The organism is Suipraeoptans intestinalis, from assembly GCF_034091795.1.
GTDB lineage: Bacteria > Bacillota > Clostridia > Lachnospirales > Lachnospiraceae > Suipraeoptans > Suipraeoptans intestinalis.
Map to the genome: position 1 here is coordinate 275,727 of NZ_JAXFXH010000019.1, position 18,427 is coordinate 294,153.

At 48.5% G+C, this 18,427-nt stretch carries 21 protein-coding genes and 1 tRNA gene; 1 reads left to right on the top strand and 21 read right to left on the bottom strand.

The genetic code is table 11. From position 1 onward, the window contains the following. Window positions 1-64: 64 nt before the first annotated feature. From asd to SOW26_RS07150, 12 genes are all read right to left on the bottom strand, one after another. Window positions 65-1,150, bottom strand: a complete 1,086-nt coding sequence (gene asd / locus SOW26_RS07095; RefSeq protein ID WP_276959859.1) for an aspartate-semialdehyde dehydrogenase — start codon at window positions 1,148-1,150, stop codon at window positions 65-67. Then, window positions 1,135-2,559 carry an argininosuccinate lyase gene (gene argH, locus SOW26_RS07100; RefSeq protein WP_320652144.1) on the bottom strand — a complete coding sequence of 475 codons (1,425 nt, stop codon included), beginning with the start codon at window positions 2,557-2,559 and terminating at the stop codon, window positions 1,135-1,137. Before argH ends, asd begins: the two co-directional genes overlap by 16 nt. Beyond that, the gene (locus SOW26_RS07105; RefSeq protein ID WP_276959411.1) at window positions 2,559-3,191 is read right to left on the bottom strand and encodes an epoxyqueuosine reductase QueH; all 633 of its coding nucleotides are present in this window, start codon (window positions 3,189-3,191) and stop codon (window positions 2,559-2,561) included. The genes argH and SOW26_RS07105 overlap by 1 nt, the downstream gene beginning before the upstream one ends. Window positions 3,192-3,288: 97 nt before the next feature. Next, window positions 3,289-3,361 (bottom strand) — tRNA-Thr (locus SOW26_RS07110). 289 nt (window positions 3,362-3,650) lie between these two features. After that, complete coding sequence (locus SOW26_RS07115) at window positions 3,651-4,775, bottom strand: C40 family peptidase (RefSeq protein WP_154475739.1); 1,125 nt, start codon at window positions 4,773-4,775, stop codon at window positions 3,651-3,653. 147 nt (window positions 4,776-4,922) lie between these two features. Then, the gene (locus tag SOW26_RS07120) at window positions 4,923-5,816 is read right to left on the bottom strand and encodes a CPBP family intramembrane glutamic endopeptidase (protein ID WP_276959413.1); all 894 of its coding nucleotides are present in this window, start codon (window positions 5,814-5,816) and stop codon (window positions 4,923-4,925) included. 16 nt (window positions 5,817-5,832) lie between these two features. Beyond that, on the bottom strand, window positions 5,833-6,324 hold the full coding sequence (locus tag SOW26_RS07125; protein ID WP_276959415.1) for a prolyl-tRNA synthetase associated domain-containing protein: 492 nt from the start codon (window positions 6,322-6,324) through the stop codon (window positions 5,833-5,835). A gap of 179 nt (window positions 6,325-6,503) precedes the next feature. Beyond that, a complete protein-coding gene (locus SOW26_RS07130; RefSeq protein WP_154475743.1) occupies window positions 6,504-7,124 on the bottom strand; it encodes a metallophosphoesterase family protein in 621 nt (206 codons plus the stop codon). Next, window positions 7,121-9,043 (bottom strand): BMP family ABC transporter substrate-binding protein, encoded by a 1,923-nt coding sequence (locus SOW26_RS07135; RefSeq protein ID WP_276959417.1) that lies wholly within the window; start codon window positions 9,041-9,043, stop codon window positions 7,121-7,123. The genes SOW26_RS07130 and SOW26_RS07135 overlap by 4 nt, the downstream gene beginning before the upstream one ends. A 135-nt stretch (window positions 9,044-9,178) precedes the next feature. Further along, complete coding sequence (locus SOW26_RS07140) at window positions 9,179-9,610, bottom strand: RrF2 family transcriptional regulator (RefSeq protein WP_276959418.1); 432 nt, start codon at window positions 9,608-9,610, stop codon at window positions 9,179-9,181. 18 nt (window positions 9,611-9,628) lie between these two features. After that, on the bottom strand, window positions 9,629-10,561 hold the full coding sequence (gene cysK, locus SOW26_RS07145; protein WP_276959420.1) for a cysteine synthase A: 933 nt from the start codon (window positions 10,559-10,561) through the stop codon (window positions 9,629-9,631). 88 nt (window positions 10,562-10,649) lie between these two features. After that, a complete protein-coding gene (locus SOW26_RS07150; protein WP_154475751.1) occupies window positions 10,650-10,964 on the bottom strand; it encodes a hypothetical protein in 315 nt (104 codons plus the stop codon). A gap of 83 nt (window positions 10,965-11,047) precedes the next feature. Between SOW26_RS07150 and SOW26_RS07155 the strand changes: the two genes are divergently transcribed. After that, window positions 11,048-11,659 (top strand): cytidylate kinase-like family protein, encoded by a 612-nt coding sequence (locus SOW26_RS07155; RefSeq protein WP_154475753.1) that lies wholly within the window; start codon window positions 11,048-11,050, stop codon window positions 11,657-11,659. A gap of 207 nt (window positions 11,660-11,866) precedes the next feature. On the opposite strand, the gene SOW26_RS07160 is transcribed toward SOW26_RS07155, so the two are convergent. The 9 genes from SOW26_RS07160 to SOW26_RS07200 all read right to left on the bottom strand — a co-directional run bounded on the left by SOW26_RS07160 (window position 11,867) and on the right by SOW26_RS07200 (window position 18,333). Further along, a complete protein-coding gene (locus tag SOW26_RS07160; protein WP_154475755.1) occupies window positions 11,867-12,385 on the bottom strand; it encodes a GNAT family N-acetyltransferase in 519 nt (172 codons plus the stop codon). After that, window positions 12,382-13,227 (bottom strand): deoxyribonuclease IV, encoded by an 846-nt coding sequence (locus tag SOW26_RS07165; protein ID WP_154475757.1) that lies wholly within the window; start codon window positions 13,225-13,227, stop codon window positions 12,382-12,384. The genes SOW26_RS07160 and SOW26_RS07165 overlap by 4 nt, the downstream gene beginning before the upstream one ends. After that, complete coding sequence (locus SOW26_RS07170; protein ID WP_276959422.1) at window positions 13,221-14,459, bottom strand: peptidase U32 family protein; 1,239 nt, start codon at window positions 14,457-14,459, stop codon at window positions 13,221-13,223. Before SOW26_RS07170 ends, SOW26_RS07165 begins: the two co-directional genes overlap by 7 nt. Next, window positions 14,452-15,108: an O-methyltransferase gene (locus SOW26_RS07175; protein WP_276959424.1), complete on the bottom strand. Its 657-nt coding sequence runs from the start codon at window positions 15,106-15,108 to the stop codon at window positions 14,452-14,454. Before SOW26_RS07175 ends, SOW26_RS07170 begins: the two co-directional genes overlap by 8 nt. A 106-nt stretch (window positions 15,109-15,214) precedes the next feature. Then, complete coding sequence (locus tag SOW26_RS07180; RefSeq protein WP_154475763.1) at window positions 15,215-16,882, bottom strand: ribonuclease J; 1,668 nt, start codon at window positions 16,880-16,882, stop codon at window positions 15,215-15,217. A gap of 2 nt (window positions 16,883-16,884) precedes the next feature. Next, entirely contained in the window at window positions 16,885-17,361 is a 477-nt protein-coding gene (locus SOW26_RS07185; RefSeq protein ID WP_154475765.1) for a Fur family transcriptional regulator, read from the bottom strand. A gap of 6 nt (window positions 17,362-17,367) precedes the next feature. Then, window positions 17,368-17,625 carry a DUF1292 domain-containing protein gene (locus SOW26_RS07190; protein WP_154475767.1) on the bottom strand — a complete coding sequence of 86 codons (258 nt, stop codon included), beginning with the start codon at window positions 17,623-17,625 and terminating at the stop codon, window positions 17,368-17,370. A gap of 20 nt (window positions 17,626-17,645) precedes the next feature. Next, a complete protein-coding gene (gene ruvX, locus SOW26_RS07195) occupies window positions 17,646-18,065 on the bottom strand; it encodes a Holliday junction resolvase RuvX (RefSeq protein WP_276959426.1) in 420 nt (139 codons plus the stop codon). Between the two features lie 4 nt (window positions 18,066-18,069). Beyond that, the gene (locus SOW26_RS07200) at window positions 18,070-18,333 is read right to left on the bottom strand and encodes an IreB family regulatory phosphoprotein (protein WP_154475771.1); all 264 of its coding nucleotides are present in this window, start codon (window positions 18,331-18,333) and stop codon (window positions 18,070-18,072) included. Window positions 18,334-18,427: the final 94 nt, after the last annotated feature.

Here is an 18,427-nt window from a genome sequence, read left to right on the forward strand (position 1 = left end):
TGTATCGTGTGTTTCCGCCTGTTCTTCCCAGATCCGTATTTCTCTCTCTTATCTGCTTCCCACTCTATTTTCTGCCGATGTATCCTTTTGCCGTCAGCGCTTCGGCGCAAAGGACTGCACCGCCTGCCGCCCCGCGTACCGTATTATGGGACAGTCCGATAAACTTAAAGTCATACACAGAATCTTCCCGCAGTCTTCCGACGGATACTCCCATTCCCTTTTCATAATCCACGTCGGCTTTGACCTGGGGACGATTTTCGTCCTCCAAATACTGAATAAACTGCCCCGGTGCGCTGGGGAGCTTTGCTTCCTGTGGAAATCCCTCAAAATGCACCAGACGATCGATCAGCTCTTCCTTGGTTGGTTTCTTTTTAAAACGCACAAATACTGCCGCCGTATGCCCGTTCAGCACCGGTACCCGAACGCACTGGCAGGAGATTTTGGGAAGCGCTGCCTTCTCCACCTCTCCTTTCTTTACCGTTCCCAGAACGCGAAGAGGTTCTTCTTCACTTTTTTCTTCCTCTCCTCCGATGAAAGGAATGATATTTTCCACCATCTCCGGCCAGTCTGCAAACGTCTTTCCGGCTCCCGAGATCGCCTGATAGGTCGTAGCTATCACTTCCTCCGGTTCAAACTCCTTCCAGGCTGCGAGACAGGGGGTATAGCTTTGGATGGAACAGTTAGGTTTTACTGCAATAAAGCCTCTGGTCGTCTGCAGGCGCTGCTTTTGTGCTTCGATCAATTCAAAATGACTGCTGTTGATCTCCGGAATCACCATGGGAACGTCCTTCGTCCAGCGATGCGCGCTGTTGTTGGAGACCACCGGTGTCTCTGTCTGTGCATAGGCTTCTTCGATCTTTTTGATCTCCTCTTTGCTCATGTCTACCGCACTGAACACAAAATCCACTGTTTGGGCCACCTCTTCTATCCGGTTGACATCCAGAACCACCAGTTTCTTTACAGATTCCGGCATGGGAGTTTCCATCTTCCATCTGTCTCCCACCGCTTCTTCATAGGTCTTGCCGGCAGACCTGGGGCTTGCCGCCACCGTTACCACTTCATACCAGGGGTGCTGGTCCAGCAGGGCAATAAACCTCTGTCCTACCATCCCTGTCGCTCCCAGAATCCCTACTCTTAACTTCTGTTCCATTCCTTCTCCTCCTTTGCCGTCTGCTCTTTCTCATAGGTTCCAATAAAGGCTGCATAGTTTTTGATACTCTCTTCCATCGCTTCCTTTGCAGGACCGCCCGTCGTCAGCCTCTTGTTGATGCAAGTGTCCATGGAGATCGCCTCATAGATGTCTTCGGCAAATACGGACGAGATCTTTTGGTACTCCGAAAGCTCCAGCTGATCCAAGCTGATCCCTTTTTCTACGCACAGCAGCACCAACGCTCCGATGATCCCGTGAGCATCCCTAAAGGGAACTCCTTTGTTTACCAGATAGTCTGCCGCGTCAGTAGCATTGGTAAACCCATGTCTGGCACTTTCTTCCATTTTCTCCTTCCTGAAACGGATGGTGTCCATCATCCCGGTAAAAAGTTTCAGGCACATACGCGTGGTATCTATGGCGTCAAAGACCTGCTCCTTATCTTCCTGCATGTCTTTGTTATATGCCAGGGGCAGTCCCTTCATCGTAGTCAGAAGACTCTGCAGCGCCCCGTACACCCGGCCGCATTTTCCGCGGACCAATTCTGCAATATCCGGATTTTTTTTCTGCGGCATGATGCTGCTTCCGGTACTGTAGGCATCATCGATCTCCACAAACTGATACTCGTTGGAATTCCAAAGAATGATCTCCTCGGAAAACCGGCTAAGATGCATCATCAAAACAGACAGATCTGACAACAGCTCCAGAAGATAATCTCTGTCCGATACTCCATCTATACTGTTTCCCGAAGGCTCCTGAAATCCCAGAAGTCTGGCCGTATACATCCTGTCCAGCGGATAGGTGGTCCCCGCCAGCGCTCCCGATCCCAGCGGGCAGGTGGTCATGGTTTCCTCCAAATGCTTCATCCGAAAAAAATCTCTCCGGAACATTTCAAAGTAGGCTCCCATGTGATGGGCCAGGGTAATGGGCTGAGCCTTCTGTAAATGGGTAAATCCCGGCATGACCGTCTCTGTATGCTCCTCCATAATAGAAAGCAGCACCTGCAAAAACCGCAGTAAAAGCTGCTGGAACTTACCGACTTCTTCCCGGACGTAAAGCTTCATATCCAGTGCCACCTGATCATTGCGGCTTCTTCCCGTATGCAGCTTCTTCCCTGCCTCACCGATCCTTTCTGTCAGATTTGCCTCAATAAAACTGTGGATATCTTCATAGGATCCTGAAATTTCAAGGCTTCCCTCTTCTATTTCCAGCAGAAGCTGCCGCAACCCGGAAACGATCATCTCCCGCTCCTTCTCTGTCAGGATCTGCTGTTTTCCCAGCATCTCCACGTGGGCAATGCTGCCTTTGATATCCTGTCTGTACAGCCGTTTGTCAAATCTGATCGAGTCGTTAAATTCTTTTACAAGCTGATCGGTTTCTTTGGTAAACCGCCCTCCCCACAATTGTGCCATTATCTCTTCTCCTTCTCGCTGTTTGCTGATTTCGTGCGGACTGAAAACCTGCACCCGCAATAGTCCTGCCGGTACAGATGATACTGCTTGGAAAGCTCAATGGAACGTTTGTAACCGTTCTTTTTCTTAAAGTCAGACGGCAGATACTGCACTCCATATTCCTCTGCCAGCTTTTTTCCGATGGCATTGAGCTTCTCCGCCGACTTCATAGGACTGACAGTAAGCGTGGTGGTCACAAAATCAAACCCTCCTTTTCTGGCCATATCCACGGCTTCCCGCAGCCGAAGCTCGTAGCAGGCAAAACATCTTTCCCCGCCTTCTTTCATCTCCTCTTTTCCCCGGGCCAGTTCTTCAAACCTTTCGTTGTCATAGGTCCCCGCGCAAAAGGAAATCGGATGCAAAACCTCCAGCTTATCGATCAGCATCTGCTGCTCTACGATCCTTCTGCTGTATTCCTCCTCCGGAAAAATATTCGGATTGTAAAAAAACAAAGTAACCTGAAAATAACGGCTTAGATATTCCAGAACGGAACTGCTGCAGGGACCGCAGCAGCTATGAAGCAGCAGGGTGGGAACCTTTCCCTCTTTTTTCAGTGTTTCAATGATCTTTTCCATCTCTTTTTGATAATTCATGGTGACTCCTTCCCCAGAAAGTCTCTGCCTTCTGTTTCCATAAAGCAAAAGATACCGGGAATCCCCTCTCCTGGACTCCGGTATCCCCTCTTTTATAAGCTGGAAATCGGACTTGAACCGACGACCCCTTCATTACGAGTGAAGTGCTCTACCGACTGAGCTATTCCAGCATAGATCACATGAAAATCATGTCACAACAACCATTATACCTGATTTTGAGAGATTTGCAAGCATTTTTTCTACAGAAGATCTACGGAAGATCTACGGACAAAACTCTTCCGGATTCGCTCCCGCATACACCTGACACACACTCTCTTATCAACGTGTTTCCTGTACTAAAAAGCTTTTTCTGCAGCAGAAATCTTAACGGAACCCTTTGGCACAAAAAAGGGTGTTTCCCTGCGCTGTGGGATGTATCTCCATCCCGAAGCGTAGTCTGAAACACCCATCTGTATCCTTTTACCAGTATCTGCGGTACCACGGAGAACCGTACACTGCCTGTATCCTGACAACGTCTCCCGGCTGTGGTGCATGGATCATCTGCCCGCCGCCGATATAAATTCCTACATGTCCGCCATAGCAGACCAGGTCTCCCGGCTGCGGATCGCTGACTGCCATACCGCCGCCTCCCTGCGGTCCCGACGTCCTTGGGATGCTGATCCCTGCCACTCTGTGGCAATACTGCGTCAGTCCCGAACAATCCAGTCCTACCCCCGGAGAGGTCCCGCCCCATACATAAGGAACGCCCAACTGTCCGTAGGCTGCATTGAGGATCATCTGAGCCACCGCCGTATTTCCCTGTGCAACCGTTGTTGTCTGCTGCGCCGGCTGATAACTCGTCGTATTGGCAGATGCAGTATTGGTATTAGCTGTACTGGCTGTATTGCTTGAAGCTGCCGGTTGGCTGTTCTGAGCTGCCTGGCTGGCTGCCGCTTCTTCTGCCGCCTTTCTCTCCTGCTCTTCCCTTGCACGTGCCTCTGCTGCCGCCGCTTCTGCTGCCGCCTGAATCTGCTGATCCAGATCCGCCACCTCTGCCTTCTTGCTTTCAATGGTAGCTGCAAGCTGTTCTTCCTGTGCCTGATACTCTTCCTGCATGGATTCCAGCTTACTCTGTTCCTCTTTCAGCGTATCCTTCAAGGTTGTAATCTTATCTTTCGTGGCAACATATTCCTCCAGCTGATCCCTGTCATAATCGTGAACATTCTGGACATACTCCGCCTTGTTCACCAGATCGGAAAAGCTTTCGGCAGATACCAGCGTCTCCAGTACGGTGGCATTGCCTTCCTCGTACATGTACTTGATACGCTTTTTCATCGCCTTGTACTGTTTTTTCTCTTTCTTTTCAGCTGCTGCCAGATCCACCTCCGCCTGTGCGATCGCTTCTCCCTTTTCTACCAGCTGTGCTTCCAGAGAGTTCAGTTTGGTCATCAGATCCGTCAACTGCTGCTGAAGACTGCTGACCTCCTGCTCCTTTGCCGCTTTATTACTTTTCAATTCATCTGCTGACGGTGCTGCCATAACCGGTGTCACGATCAAAGACGCCGCTGCAACTGCCGCCAGAACGCGTACTCCTACCTTATTCATACCTACCACCCTTTTATATTATTTACCTTGTTTCCCTCTCACAAGTTTCCTAACGGTATTGATTATACCTTAAGATTATTGATTTTGCAATATTTTTTAATATTTTTGTAACATTTAGCGCTTTCACATCGGTCTGCGGCTTCCTTCTTATCCGTCGTTTTCTACTCTTTGAAGCAGCACAAACAGGGTTGCTGCTACCGCTGCACAGCCAACCGTCACCCCTCCTATGTACCTGTAGTCCCGCAATAAAAATTCAAACCAGTTGTACCTTGTTCCAACCACAGAAAAAAGATTCATGGCAGAGTGAGCCAGCACCGGAGCCAGCACAGAGCCCTGCTTCTCGTAGAGATATGCCAGCAGTCCTCCCAGGCAGAATCCATACAGCATCTGTACCAGATTGATGTGCATCACCCCAAACACAGCCGCCGATAATCCGGCCGCATACAAAAACCCGTACTGTCCTCGCAAGCGTTTATACAGCAGGCCCCGGAATACCAGCTCCTCACAAATGGGGATCAAAATTCCCAGAGACAGAATCTGGATCACAAAGGGGGAAGCGTACATTGCCTCCATGGTAGTTTTGTAGCTTTCACTGTACTGAGACAGATTCCCGACCAGGATCAGTCCGTTTAAGGCGATCGACGCGGCAAGCGCCATCAAAACCCCCAGACAGCAGACTCCCCCGGATCCTTTTCCTGTCCTCCGGATCCCCTGCTCCTGTTCTCTCCACCTGTCCTGTCTCATGAAAAGCAGCATAATAGGAATCGTGATCAGCGCTGCGATTCCCTCCAGTAATGTGGTGTATTTCACAAATTCCTTCAGAAGTCCGCTGGCAAACAGATTCATCTTCTGCACATCCATCATATAGGAAGCCGCTTCTTCGTAATGTTCTGAAACATACAGAAGATAAAACACAAACATCCCTATGGTGGAAACTCCCGCTGCGATCGCCCACTTGATCAGAATCGGCCCCGCCAGATACCAGATATTCCCTTTTCCGCCTCTGCGAGGTGCATTTTTTTTGTCATCTTTCCATTCCATAACCTGTTCTCCCGCCCTATAAACGTATTTTCACCACGTCCACATCCAGATTCCATAAAAATTTATCCAGATCCTTAAAGGAAAGAAAAACCGTGGCCGTGTTGGTAAGCGGGTGGATTCCCATGCTCTTACAGGAGGACAGATCCTTGTCGATAAAAAACTCTACCCCGTGCTCCTTATCGTTCATCAATCCGAAGGGAGAAACGCTTCCCTGTTTCAGTCCCAGATATTTTTCCAGCCGTTCCTCTGATGCAAAACTTAAGTTTCCTGCCCCCAGAGTTTTACTCAGTTTTTTCAGGTCTACCGTCTTTTTTTCCTCACAAGTGATCAAAAAATGTCGTTTCCCTTTGCTGTCTCTCAAAAAAAGATTCTTGCACAAAACTCCCTTTTTATCCAGTCCTTCCCTTTCCATATCTTCCATCGTGTAGACTGGATCATGATCCACCGCCTCATAGCTGATCTTCATTTTTTGTAAAGCGTCATATACCCGCTGTTTTTCCTGCTCCATACCTTTCTCCTTTCATTGCTTTTATCCCTCTATTATAGAAAGACAGGTTTCTCTTGTCAAAACCATTCCGCTCAAAATCCTCTATTTAAAATCCTCTATTCCAAAATCTTCTGTCAGAGTTCTCTATCAAACTCTTTTGGGCAAGTCCTCTGTGTCCAAAGCTTTCTGGGAAACACGTTTCAGATCATATGCGCTTCCGGCTGCTCGTCTTCATATTCAAAAATGCAGTGCCGGTAAGCGTTGATAATGTGCGTCTCCTGATATTTCTGATATCTTTTGTGTTTTCTTCCATAAGAAAAATGCACATGTCCATGGATGAAAAAACGGGGCCGGTATTTCTGCATCAGCGTATCAAATACTTTGTATCCCTGATGGGGAAGGTCCTCCCCGTCGTTGATCCCATAGGCGGGGGCATGGGTCACCAGAATGTCTATCCCTTTTTTCATGCACAGGCTGGGCCAAAGCTTCCGGACTCTGCGTTTCATTTCTCCTTCTGTATATTGATGATCTCCTTTGCTGTATCTCATGGATCCTCCCAGACCCAGGATCCGGACCCCCTGATGAACATAGATCCGGTCTTCTATACAGATGCACCCTTCCGGAGGTGTCTCCGCATATTTTGTATCATGGTTGCCGTGTACATAAAGAACCGGTGCAGAAGTAAAGGTGGCCAGAAAGGACAGATAATTTGGATTCAGATCCCCGCAGGAAATGATCAGGTCGATCCCTTCCAGTTTGCTTTTTTCAAAATAGTCCCAGAAATATTTGGATTCTACGTCTGCCATTGCAAGTATTTTCATGATTTGTCCTCTTTCTTTTTTCTGGGAAGCCCCTGCTGCAATACCACTGGCCGGAAGCTCTCTTCCAGTTCTTCCAGATCCGGGATCTCTCCCTCAATATTTTCCGCCAGCCAGTCCATGGTGATGATCTCCTCCGGAGACAGGCTATCTCCTTCTCTTCCCCGGAGCACTCCCTCCTGATCGTAAAAAGTTCCGGTAAACGGGTGAAAAATGCCAAGCCGTATGGTTTCCTTCAAAAGTTCCGTCAGCTGTCTCGTTCCTTCCGGAAGGCTTCCGGAGCAGATCACATCCACCACTTCCGCCGACATCCCCCACCAGTAATTGATGGCTTTCGTTCCCTCCGGCGCATCATCGTATTTCCAGGTTCCGTCAAAGATCGTCTGGATCAACTGTTCATAAAACCGTCCCCAGTGCCATACCGGCATGGCCAGATTGGCAAAATCCGTCCCCTCTTTTCTGTAAACTCCAAACATCCGGGAATTCGCTTCTGGTATCACCATATCTTTTCCGGATACATAGTCCGCCTCCGACTGCCGGATATATCCGTCCGGATCCGCCCCTTTTCTCGTAAACCACTCCAGGTACACCTTTGCCTTGGGGTTGACCATCCTGACTCCCAATGCAAAGGCGTTGATATTGGCAATCTCCCCATAAATAGGATAGTCTGCCAGATATACGATCCTGTCTTTTTCTGTACTGAGTCCCGCCAGCGCTCCCATGAGGAACTTTGCCTCATACATCCTGGCGTAGTAGGTTCTGATATATCTGTGGGAGGTGTTCAAAGAACAGCTTAAAATACGGACATCCGGATTGGCAATGGCAGCTTTTACACTGGCCGTCACAAACACCGGCGTAGTGGTAAAAATCAGGTTGCACCCTGCCCGGATGGCTTCCTCCATCACTTCTTCCACCGTCTGTTCCGTCACATTTTCAAAGACCAGTGTCTCCACCGCATCCGCAAAGCATTCCTCCAGATGCTGTCTGCCCAGTTCATGGGCATATGTCCAGGCGGAAGAGGCCGGCGTCTTATCATACAGGAAGGCGATCTTTAGTTTCGTCTCGTTCAGGGGAAGGAATCGGCTGAAAATAGACGGCTTCTCCTTCGCCGGATCCATCTTTAGATCGATTTCCTTTTCTTCCTCCAGCAATTCAAATTCTTCCCAGCTGTCCGCGATCAGTTTCTTTAGTTCGCTGATCCCAATATCCCGGATCTCTTCGTATCCATAAAGAGAGATCAAAGCCAAAAAGGCGTCTCCCGGCAAAACGGACAATTGATTTTTATTCTGGCTTTGAAATTCTGTCGTAAACCGGGTGTAGGCCGAATTAAAATCCCGCCGCTCTTCTTCCGTCCACGGCTCCTTTTCCCGTTTCCCCACCATTTCCTGTAGCTTGGGAAAACTTCCCACCTTCGAGAACCAGATATTGTTCATGTGAGCCGCCTCATAAAAATCCAAAAATTCAAAATAGATCCTGTTTTCTGTTTCTTCCGTCTTCTTCGGTATAATACGGACAACAGTTCCCGGAGTATACGCCACATTATAATGTTTCATGACGCTGACTCTTTTATTGCCTTCCTCCACATAGAACCGGTTCATATACTCGTATGCTTTGATAGGCTCGCGGATTCCCTCCTGCTCGTGGCTGTCGCTCAATCTGGACCACTTGTATGCAAACTCGGTATTTTCCCGCAGGATCGGCATAAAATTATGGGCAAAGGCACTGCTCCTGCTCTTTGTCTTGGTTCCTACGATCTGATCCATCGGGATCTGCACAAGGCCCAGAGGAACCTCCGACAAGGTTCCTCTGGTAGGAAGCAGTTCATCCAATACTTCCACCGTCGGGTGCAGTCCCTTCAAAAGTCTTGTCTGATATTCCTTTTTTCCTGATTTGTAAGCCTTCATATATTCAGAAAGTGACATCGTTGCCTCCTTATGCTTCTGTTTTTTGAAACATCCTTATTATACACGATTTTTTTCATGAAAAAAAGCAGAACGCATTTGTATCGAATCTTCATCGAAAAACACTTTCTGCTCTCCTTCATATAGCGACATCTCCTAAATGTAATACATCAGTTCTTCGCCTTTTTGGTGCCTCAGATAATCTTTTGCCAGATCCTCCAGCGTGATCTCTTCCAGTATCTTCGTTAATCCATCGTTTATCGGATCTACTACCATACTTTGAATCGTCCGGGAGATCGAGGAATCCCCCGTCTCCTCTGCCAGTCTGTACTCTCCCTCCAGCACCTCCAAAATCTGTGAAACCCGGATTTCCTGTGCCTTTTGGGACAAGCGATATCCGCCCTGCGGACCCTTTACACTGTTTACAACCCCCGCCCTTCTCAGACTTCCGAATATCTGCTCCAAATACTGTGTGGAAATCTCATTTCTTTCCGCGATGGTATTCAAAGCAACATACTCTGTTTCCGGCTGGACCGCCAGGTCAATCAACGCTACCAGTCCATACCTGCTCTTTTTTGAAAACTTCATGATCAGCCCCCATATCCTTTATTCTTCAAACAGCGGTGTAGAGTAGTATCTATCTCCACTGTCAGGAAGTACTGCTACTATGGTCTTCCCTTTATTTTCCGGCCGTTTTGCCAGCTGGATCGCCGCGCTTAACGCCGCTCCGGATGAGATCCCTACCAGGATTCCTTCCTGCTTTCCGAATGCTTTCGATGTTTCAAACGCATCCTCATTTTCTACCGAGATCACCTCCCCATACAATGCTGTATTTAAATTGGTCGGAATAAACCCGGCGCCGATTCCCTGGATCTTGTGTGGTCCTGCTGTTCCCTGGGATAACACCGGAGACGCCTTCGGCTCAACGGCTACCACCTCTACGCTTGGATTCTGTGCCTTCAGGAATTCTCCTGTTCCGGTAAGCGTACCTCCGGTACCCACTCCCGCCACAAAAATATCCACCTTTCCTTCGGTATCTTCCCAGATCTCCGGTCCTGTCGTCCTGCGGTGCACTTCAGGGTTCGCCGGATTATCAAACTGAGCCGGGATATAACCGCCCGGAATTTCCTGTTTCAGTTCTTCCGCCTTCTCAATGGCACCTTTCATTCCCTTTGCCCCATCGGTCAGAACCAGTTCTGCTCCGTATGCTTTGAGGATGTTTCTTCTTTCCACACTCATGGTATCCGGCATCACCAGGATAATGCGATATCCCTTGGCTGCGGCAAGGGACGCAAGCCCGATCCCCGTATTGCCGGAGGTAGGCTCTATGATCACAGATCCTTTCCTTAACAGCCCCTTTTCTTCTGCATCTTCGATCATGGCCTTTGCGATCCTGTCCTTCACACTTCCCGCCGGATTCAGATACTCCAGCTTCACCAGGATCCTGGCTTCCAGTCCAAGAGATGCCTCAAGGTTTTTTGCCTCCAACAAGGGAGTCTTTCCAATCAATTCTATTACGCTTCCATAGACTTTACTCATATTATACCTACCTTTCCTGTCAACTTACTATGTTTTGTTGAAGCCCATTATAGAATTCATTTTCCTATTTGTCAAGTAGGTTTTTAATTTATTTTACATTTCTTTTCATCTTTTTGCAATCTGTATTTTTATTTTTTGCAGAGATTTTACACGTTTTTCTACCTTCTTGATCCGTTTTCCTTCCGCCGGTTTTCTGATCCTGTATCATGTCTTTTTCTTCCCTGCTGTTCTTGCCTGTCTTTGTCTCCTGATCTCTCTGTTTTTCAAAAAATGTTCTTCCTATTTCCAAAAAACCATAGAATAACCCGTGTAATGATGTTATAATCAGAATAATAAAAGGTTGCAACTCTTCATGCCGAATGTGGCATACACAGTGTTTCCTTTCTTTTTCGCAGATGTACACATCTTGCCTGAGGCCTTTGTGTAAGAGGAGGTTCAGCCGATTCCTACTGCACAGGAAAACTTACCACAGAAGGGGGAATGAACATGAGCAAACGTATCATTACAATTGGACGACAATTCGGAAGTAACGGGCGTCATCTGGGTATCGCGCTCGCCAAACGGCTGGGAATCAACTGTTACGACAGAGAACTGATCGAACTGGCTGCCCAGAAAATGGACATTCCGTTTGACCAGCTGTCCCTCGTTGACGAAAAGCGCGAAAAACCCTGGTCTTATCAGGCTGATGTGGATGCAGCGCTGGATCGGCGGTACCGCTACGAGCATATTGACGAGCAGTTGTTTCATGTACAGTCGGAAGTGATCCAGCAGCTGGCCCGTCAGGAATCCTGTATCATTGTAGGCCGCTGCGCAGACTATGTTCTGAAGGATTCCGATTCTCTTCTCAGCGTCTATTTCTATGCTCCCTACGAGCTTCGTCTCAAAACCGTCATGGAGCGGTATGATCTGGATGAAAAAAAGGCAGAGAAGTTGATGAACAAGGTGGACAAGGACAGAAGCTACTACTATAACTATTACACGGATCAATACTGGGAGGATATGGAAAGCTATCATCTTTGTCTTGATACCAGCGCCTTTTCCGAAGAGGATCTCCTGGATCTTCTGGAGCACGCCTACCGGCAGCTGGAACTAGAATAGACCGTTCCTCTCACCGGACAAAGCGGTCGCGCAATGACCCTCTCAGGAAAACTTCTGATTCTATCAGACACGATTTCCCATGAAACAAATAAGAGCAGTCAGGTTCACAAATGTGATCTACTGCTCTTGTTTTTTGTCTTGTCTTTTCTGACATCTTTTTCTTTTATTTGGACCTTTTTCTGCTATCTTTTCTTTCGACGTTCTTTTTCAGGACAGAAGCTTTTCAAATCCGATCCTCTCGTCTCCGGCCTCCGGTCCCGCAGCAAGATGGATCGTTCCGCACTTTTGAAATCCGGCCTTTAAAAGTGCAGACTGCATCGGCAGATTTCCCGGATGTGTATCAATCCTGACCGCCGCAAACCCACTTTCTTTTGCCAGCATACATCCATGGGAAAACAGTTGACCTGCCACTCCCCTCCCTCTCGCTTTCAGGGCCACACATACCCGGTGCATGGAAGCATATGGCTTTTCCTGAAGCCATTTCCCCCGGATGCTCCCGTAGGAGGCATCCAAAGTTTCTTGGTAAGCAAACACTCCCAGCACTTCTTCCTCCTCTACGGCCACATAGCCGTTTCTTTCTTCTATATCCCTGACCCACACCTCCCTGCAAGGATATCCTTTCTGCCACTGGGACAGTCCCAGCCCTCTTAAACTTTCCTTCGCTTCCTCCGTGATCCTGCAGATCATCTCCAGATCTTTCGGGGTCGCATGACGAATCCTGATCATAAGTCTCCCTCCTCCTGCAGTTTTTTACGGATCTTCGCAATTTCCTCTTTATGTCCCGCATCATCCAGGGGCGTTTCCAGATAAAACGGAAGATCCCTGAGGCTCGGATGACAGATCACCCGACGCAACGCCTCCCATCCGATCTCTCCTTCTCCTGTCACTTCATGCCTGTCTTTTCTTGCAGCGAAAGGCATTTTGCTGTCATTTAGATGAACCGCCCTCAAAAGATCCAATCCCAGGATCCGGTCAAACTCCTCCAAAACCTTCTCCAGATTCTTCCGGATATCATATCCTGCCGAAAAAACATGGCAGGTATCCAGACAAATGCCCATTCGCTCTTTGTGGGTCACTCCCTCCAGGATCGCTTTCAATTCTTCAAACCTGCTGCCGATCTCCGTTCCCTTTCCACTCATCGTTTCCAAAAGGACCCGGATCTTTTCCTGTCCTGTCAGACCCGCATTCAATCCTCTGACAATGTTGTCGATTCCCTTTTCTATCCCGATTCCTGTATGACTTCCCGGATGAAACACAAACAGGTCGATCCCCAGGCTGTCCATCCGCGCTACGTCCTCCTTCAGGGTGCTGCAGGCAAAGGTGTACACCTCTTCCTTTTCGCTGGCAAGATTCATCGTGTACGGGGCGTGAGCCAGGATCGGCGCAAATCCGTGACTGTCCCGGATTTCCCAAAACCTTCTGATCTCTTCCTCCCCGTACACCTTAAATCCGGATCCCCTGGGGTTCCGGCTGAATATCTGCATGGTATCCGCCCCCATTGCCACAGTAGCCTCCGCCGCCTTTGCGATCCCCCCTGCGATGGACATATGCGTTCCTATTCTTAGCATGCTTCGTTCTCCGCTCTCCTTAAAATATCGTAGACCTCCGCCTCTTCGCTTAACTCTACATATAATTCCTGTTTGGAATGGGGCGCACTTTCCTGCTCCCTTCCTTCCTTGTCCAGGATCCTTTTTACCACCGTCTCCACATTTCTTCCGTCCGGCTTCATGATCTCGATGATCTCCCCTACGGAAAATTTATTTTTTTGCTGAAGCCTGTAGCATCCCTCCTTCACTTCTTCCACCGTTCCCAGATAAGTATATTCCTTAATATAGGTGTTATTGTCGTAAATCTGAGTTTCTTCAGAGGGCTTTCCAAAATAAAATCCTGTCGTAAACTGTCTGTAAGTGCAGTTGGAGATCTGCTCCAGGTACCAGGGCATCTGCTTTCGATACAATTCCTCGTCCTGAAAACAATCGTCTATGGCTTTTCTGTAGGTTCTCGCCACTGTCGCCACGTAAAGCGCTGTCTTCATCCTGCCTTCGATCTTAAAGCTGTCGATCCCGGCCTCCATCATCTGTGGGATATACTCGATCATGCACAGATCCTTTGAGTTGAAAATATAGGTTCCTCTCTCGTTTTCGTACACCGGCATGTATTCTCCCGGTCTTTTTTCCTCCACCAGAGAATACTTCCAGCGGCAGGGATGTGTACAGGCTCCTCTATTGGCGTCCCTGCCCGTAAAATAATTACTTAAAAGACACCGTCCGGAATAAGACATACACATGGCTCCGTGAATAAAGCTTTCAATCTCCATCTCCTCCGGTATATGGTCCCGGATCTCCCGGATTTCCTGCAGGGACAGTTCCCTTGCGGAAACCACCCGCTTTGCTCCCAGCTCCCACCAGAAGCGGTAGGTTCCGTAATTGGTATTATTGGCCTGGGTGCTGATGTGCCTTTCTATCTCCGGACAGATCTCCTTTGCCAGCTGAAATACTGCAGGATCTGCGATGATCAGGGCATCCGGTTGATACTCTTTCAATTCCTGAAAATATTCTGCTACTCCTGCCAGGTCTTCATTGTGTGCCAAAATGTTTGCCGTCACATACACCCTTACTCCGTGGGCATGGGCAAATTCAATTCCTTTTTTCATTTCCTCCGACGAAAAATTTTTGGCCTTTGCCCGAAGTCCAAAAGCTTCCCCGCCGATGTAAACGGCGTCTGCTCCGTAGATCACTGCCGTTTTCAACACTTCCAGGCTGCTTGCAGGTATCAGCAGTTCCGGTTTTTTCCTATTCATCACACTTCTCCTTTTTCACACTGATGGCCACGCCGTCTCCCACCGGGAGAATGGCCGTCTCCAGTTCTTCCATTCGTTTGATGGTATAAAGATATTCCCGCATCCGGCTATGGATGGTGCGGTTGCGCCTTTCCACCGCAAATCTGGAATCCAATATCTCTCCTTCCTGCAGCACATTGTCAGACAGGATGATTCCTCCCTGTTCCAATACTCTGAGCACATGGGGCAGATAGGAAAGGTATTGTCCCTTTGCCGCATCTACAAAAATAAAGTCAAACGTCTCCGAAAGTGTAGGAAGGATTTTATCGGCATCCCCCTCCAAAAGAGTGATCCTCTCTTCTGTTCCTGCCCGTCTGAAATTTGCTCTGGCAGCTACGATCCGTTTTTCATATTGTTCAATGGTCACGATTCTGCAAGATTCCCCCAAAAACCGGCTCATAAGAATTGCGGAAAAGCCTACTGCCGTACCGATTTCCAGGATCCTTTCCGGTTTTTTCATTTCCAGAAGTACTTTTAAAAGGCTCTGTGTCTCCTTTCGTATGATGGGGACTCCCTCTTTCAGCGCCTCCCTTTCGATGGCCGCGACCACAGCTTCCTCTTCTTTCTCCAGAGAATGCAGAAACGTCGCCACTCTGTCTTCCATGTTCATGTTTCTCTCCTTCTTTCGGGCCGCAGTCCATCCGGCCTCGTTCTGCAACAAAGGAAAGACGCATCCTTTTTCAGGTCTGCGTCTCCTTTTGCTCTTCAAAGACTGTCTATACATCCATGATAATGGGAAGTATCATGGGTCTTCTCTTGGTTCTTTTCCAGATAAACTCGTTCATGCTGTCCCGTAGTACCAGCTTGATCTTGCTCCAGTCTGCATTGTTCTTGTTCTTCAGACATTTTTCAACCGCTTCGCTCATCACATGTCTGGCCTCATCCATCAGGGATTCCGCCTCTCTGACGTAAACAAATCCCCGGGACACGATATCCGGGCCTGCCAGAAGCCGGTTGCTTCTTTTCTCCAGCGTCAGTACTACGATCACAATGCCGTCTTCCGCCAGATGCTGCCTGTCTCTTAGTACGATGTTTCCTACGTCTCCAACTCCCAGCCCGTCTACCAGGATGGTTCCTGTCGGTACCTTATCTACTACCTTGGCTTCTTTTTCTGACAGTTCCAGAACGTCTCCTGATTTGATCAGGAAAATATTTTCCTTGGGGATCCCCAGGCTCTGTGCAATCTCTGCATTGGCCCTCATATGCCTGTACTCTCCGTGTACCGGGATCGCATATTTGGGTTTGACCAGAGAGTAGATCAGCTTCAATTCCTCCTGGCAGGCATGCCCTGATACATGGGCATCCTGAAAGATCACAGTCGCTCCCTTGGCAGACAGCTCATTGATGACCCTGGATACCGACTTTTCATTCCCCGGTATGGGGCTGGAACTGAAGATCACCGTATCCCCCGGCAGAATGGTTACTTTTTTATGGATGTCTGCCGCCATTCTGGACAGCGCTGCCATAGACTCTCCCTGGCTTCCCGTCGTAATGAGAACGGTCTTCTCCGGCGGATAGTTCTTCAGGCTGTCGATCTCTATCAGCGTGTGCTCCGGAACATTGAGATATCCCAGCTCCTGCGCCACCTGAATGATGTTGACCATGCTGCGCCCCTCTACCACCACCTTTCGGTCGTATTTACAAGCCGAATTGATGATCTGCTGTACTCTGTCCACATTGGATGCAAAGGTTGCAATGATGATTCTTGTATTTCGGTGCTCCGCAAATATATGATCAAAGGTGATCCCCACCGTCTTTTCTGACTGGGTAAATCCTTTCCTTTCTGCATTGGTACTGTCCGACATGAGAGCCAGAACGCCCTTCTTTCCGATCTCGCCAAATCTCTGCAGGTCTATGGCATCTCCGAATACCGGAGTATAATCCACCTTAAAGTCTCCTGTATGAACCACGATCCCGGCCGGGGAATAGATCGCAAGTGCCGCCGCATCCTGGATACTGTGGTTGGTCTTGATAAACTCGATCCGGAACTGTCCCAGATTGATGGACTGCCCATGTTTTACCACCTTTCTTCTGGTACTGCGCAGAAGATTGTGCTCCGTCAGCTTCCTTTCGATGATTCCCATGGTCAGCTTGGTTGCATAGACGGGAAGATTCATTTCCCTCAGCACATAGGACAACGCACCAATATGATCCTCATGTCCGTGCGTGATCACAAAGCCTTTTACTTTCTGAATGTTGTCCTTCAGATAGGTAACATCCGGAATCACCAGGTCGATCCCCAGCATGTCGTCTTCCGGAAACGCCAGTCCGCAGTCCACAACAATGATACTGTCCTCATACTCAAAGGCAGTGATGTTCATTCCGATCTTTTCCAGTCCGCCCAACGGAATGATACGCAATTTTCCTTTACTTTCTTTCTTCAATCCTACACCTCCGTGTGCTCCTCCACACTCTCTTTCTTCTTACAATCCCGGCATTGTCCATAGAACTTCAAATCGTGGTCCGACACACAAAAGCCTGTTTCTCTTTCGATCCGTTCCTCCAGATCTTCCAGCAAATCATTCCGAAAGGAAACAAGTTTTCCGCACGTATTGCATATTAAATGATGATGGCGGTGCTTTCCCTCTTCTCCGAACGTCTCACCGATCTCATATCGAACACATCCATCATTTAAATTGATACGGTCCACCAATTGCATTTCCAGCAACAACTGCACTGTTCGGTAAATCGTGGCCAGCCCTATTTCAGGATAGTCCTCCTTTACCAGTTCATAAATGTCTTCCGCAGTCATATGGGCATCCCTATGAGCTGCAAGTACCTCTAATACAAGTAACCTCTGATTGGTCACTTTCAGTCCCTTTTCTTTCAGCATCTGTATAAATCTTTCTTTACTGACCGGCATAATACCCTACCTTTCAATCGAAACATCTTCCAACAGCTCTTCAAAAATCTTAAGGACTGCCGTCAGTTCCGCCTCGTCTTCCACGGGCTCATACGTCGCTTCTTTTTCTTCTTCCGGCGACGTATCTTTTAGGATCATACACTCCCCGTCGTCTCCTGTAGAATCCGACACCAGAATGTACGAAATCCCGCCTACTCTTGTCTGTTCCAGAACGAAAAACTCCTCTGTCTTTCCGTCTTCAGACACAAATCCTATCTTTTCCATATCTTCTGTTTCCTCAGATCCTATCGTCCAAAATCCAGATATCCCTGCAGAATCAGCATCGCAGCGATCTGGTCTATGTGTTTTTTTCTGTCTTCCCGGCGCACTTTCTGCCGGATCAAAATCTCCTCCGCCTCCGCCGTCGTCAGCCGCTCGTCCCAAAGGATCACATCCAGACCGGTGCGCCGCTCAAGCAATCTGGCAAACTCCATGGTCCTTTCCGCACGTTCCCCTACGTCGCTGTTCATATGAACCGGCAGCCCCAGGACAATCTTTTCCACCTGATATTCGCGGATCAGTTCTTCCAGCCTGGCACAGGTTCGCCTCAGCTTATTCTCCTCTTTTCGGAAAATGGTCTCTACCGCCTGCGCAGTGATCCCAAGTCCGTCGCTGACTGCAACCCCCACCGTCCGGGAGCCGTAATCCAACCCCATGATCCTCATCCGTCTAGCTCCACTGCTGATGGGCAATGTATACTTTCAGCATTTCTTCTACCAGCTCATCTCTCTCCACCTTCATGACAAGACTTCTGGCTCCATTATGGCTGGTAATATAAGTAGGATCTCCTGACATCACATATCCTACGATCTGATTGACCGGATTGTATCCCTTTTCCACCAACGCATGGTACACGGTATCCAGCACTTCCTTTGCCTGTATCTGCTGTCCGCTGTCCAAACGGAAAAACTGTGTATTTGTTAATTCTTTCATCGATCCCTATCCTCCAACTTTCTCTTCCTTCCATTCTACTCTATCCTGTCAGAAAATTCAATGTATGATTTGTGAAGGATTCTCAATTTCTATT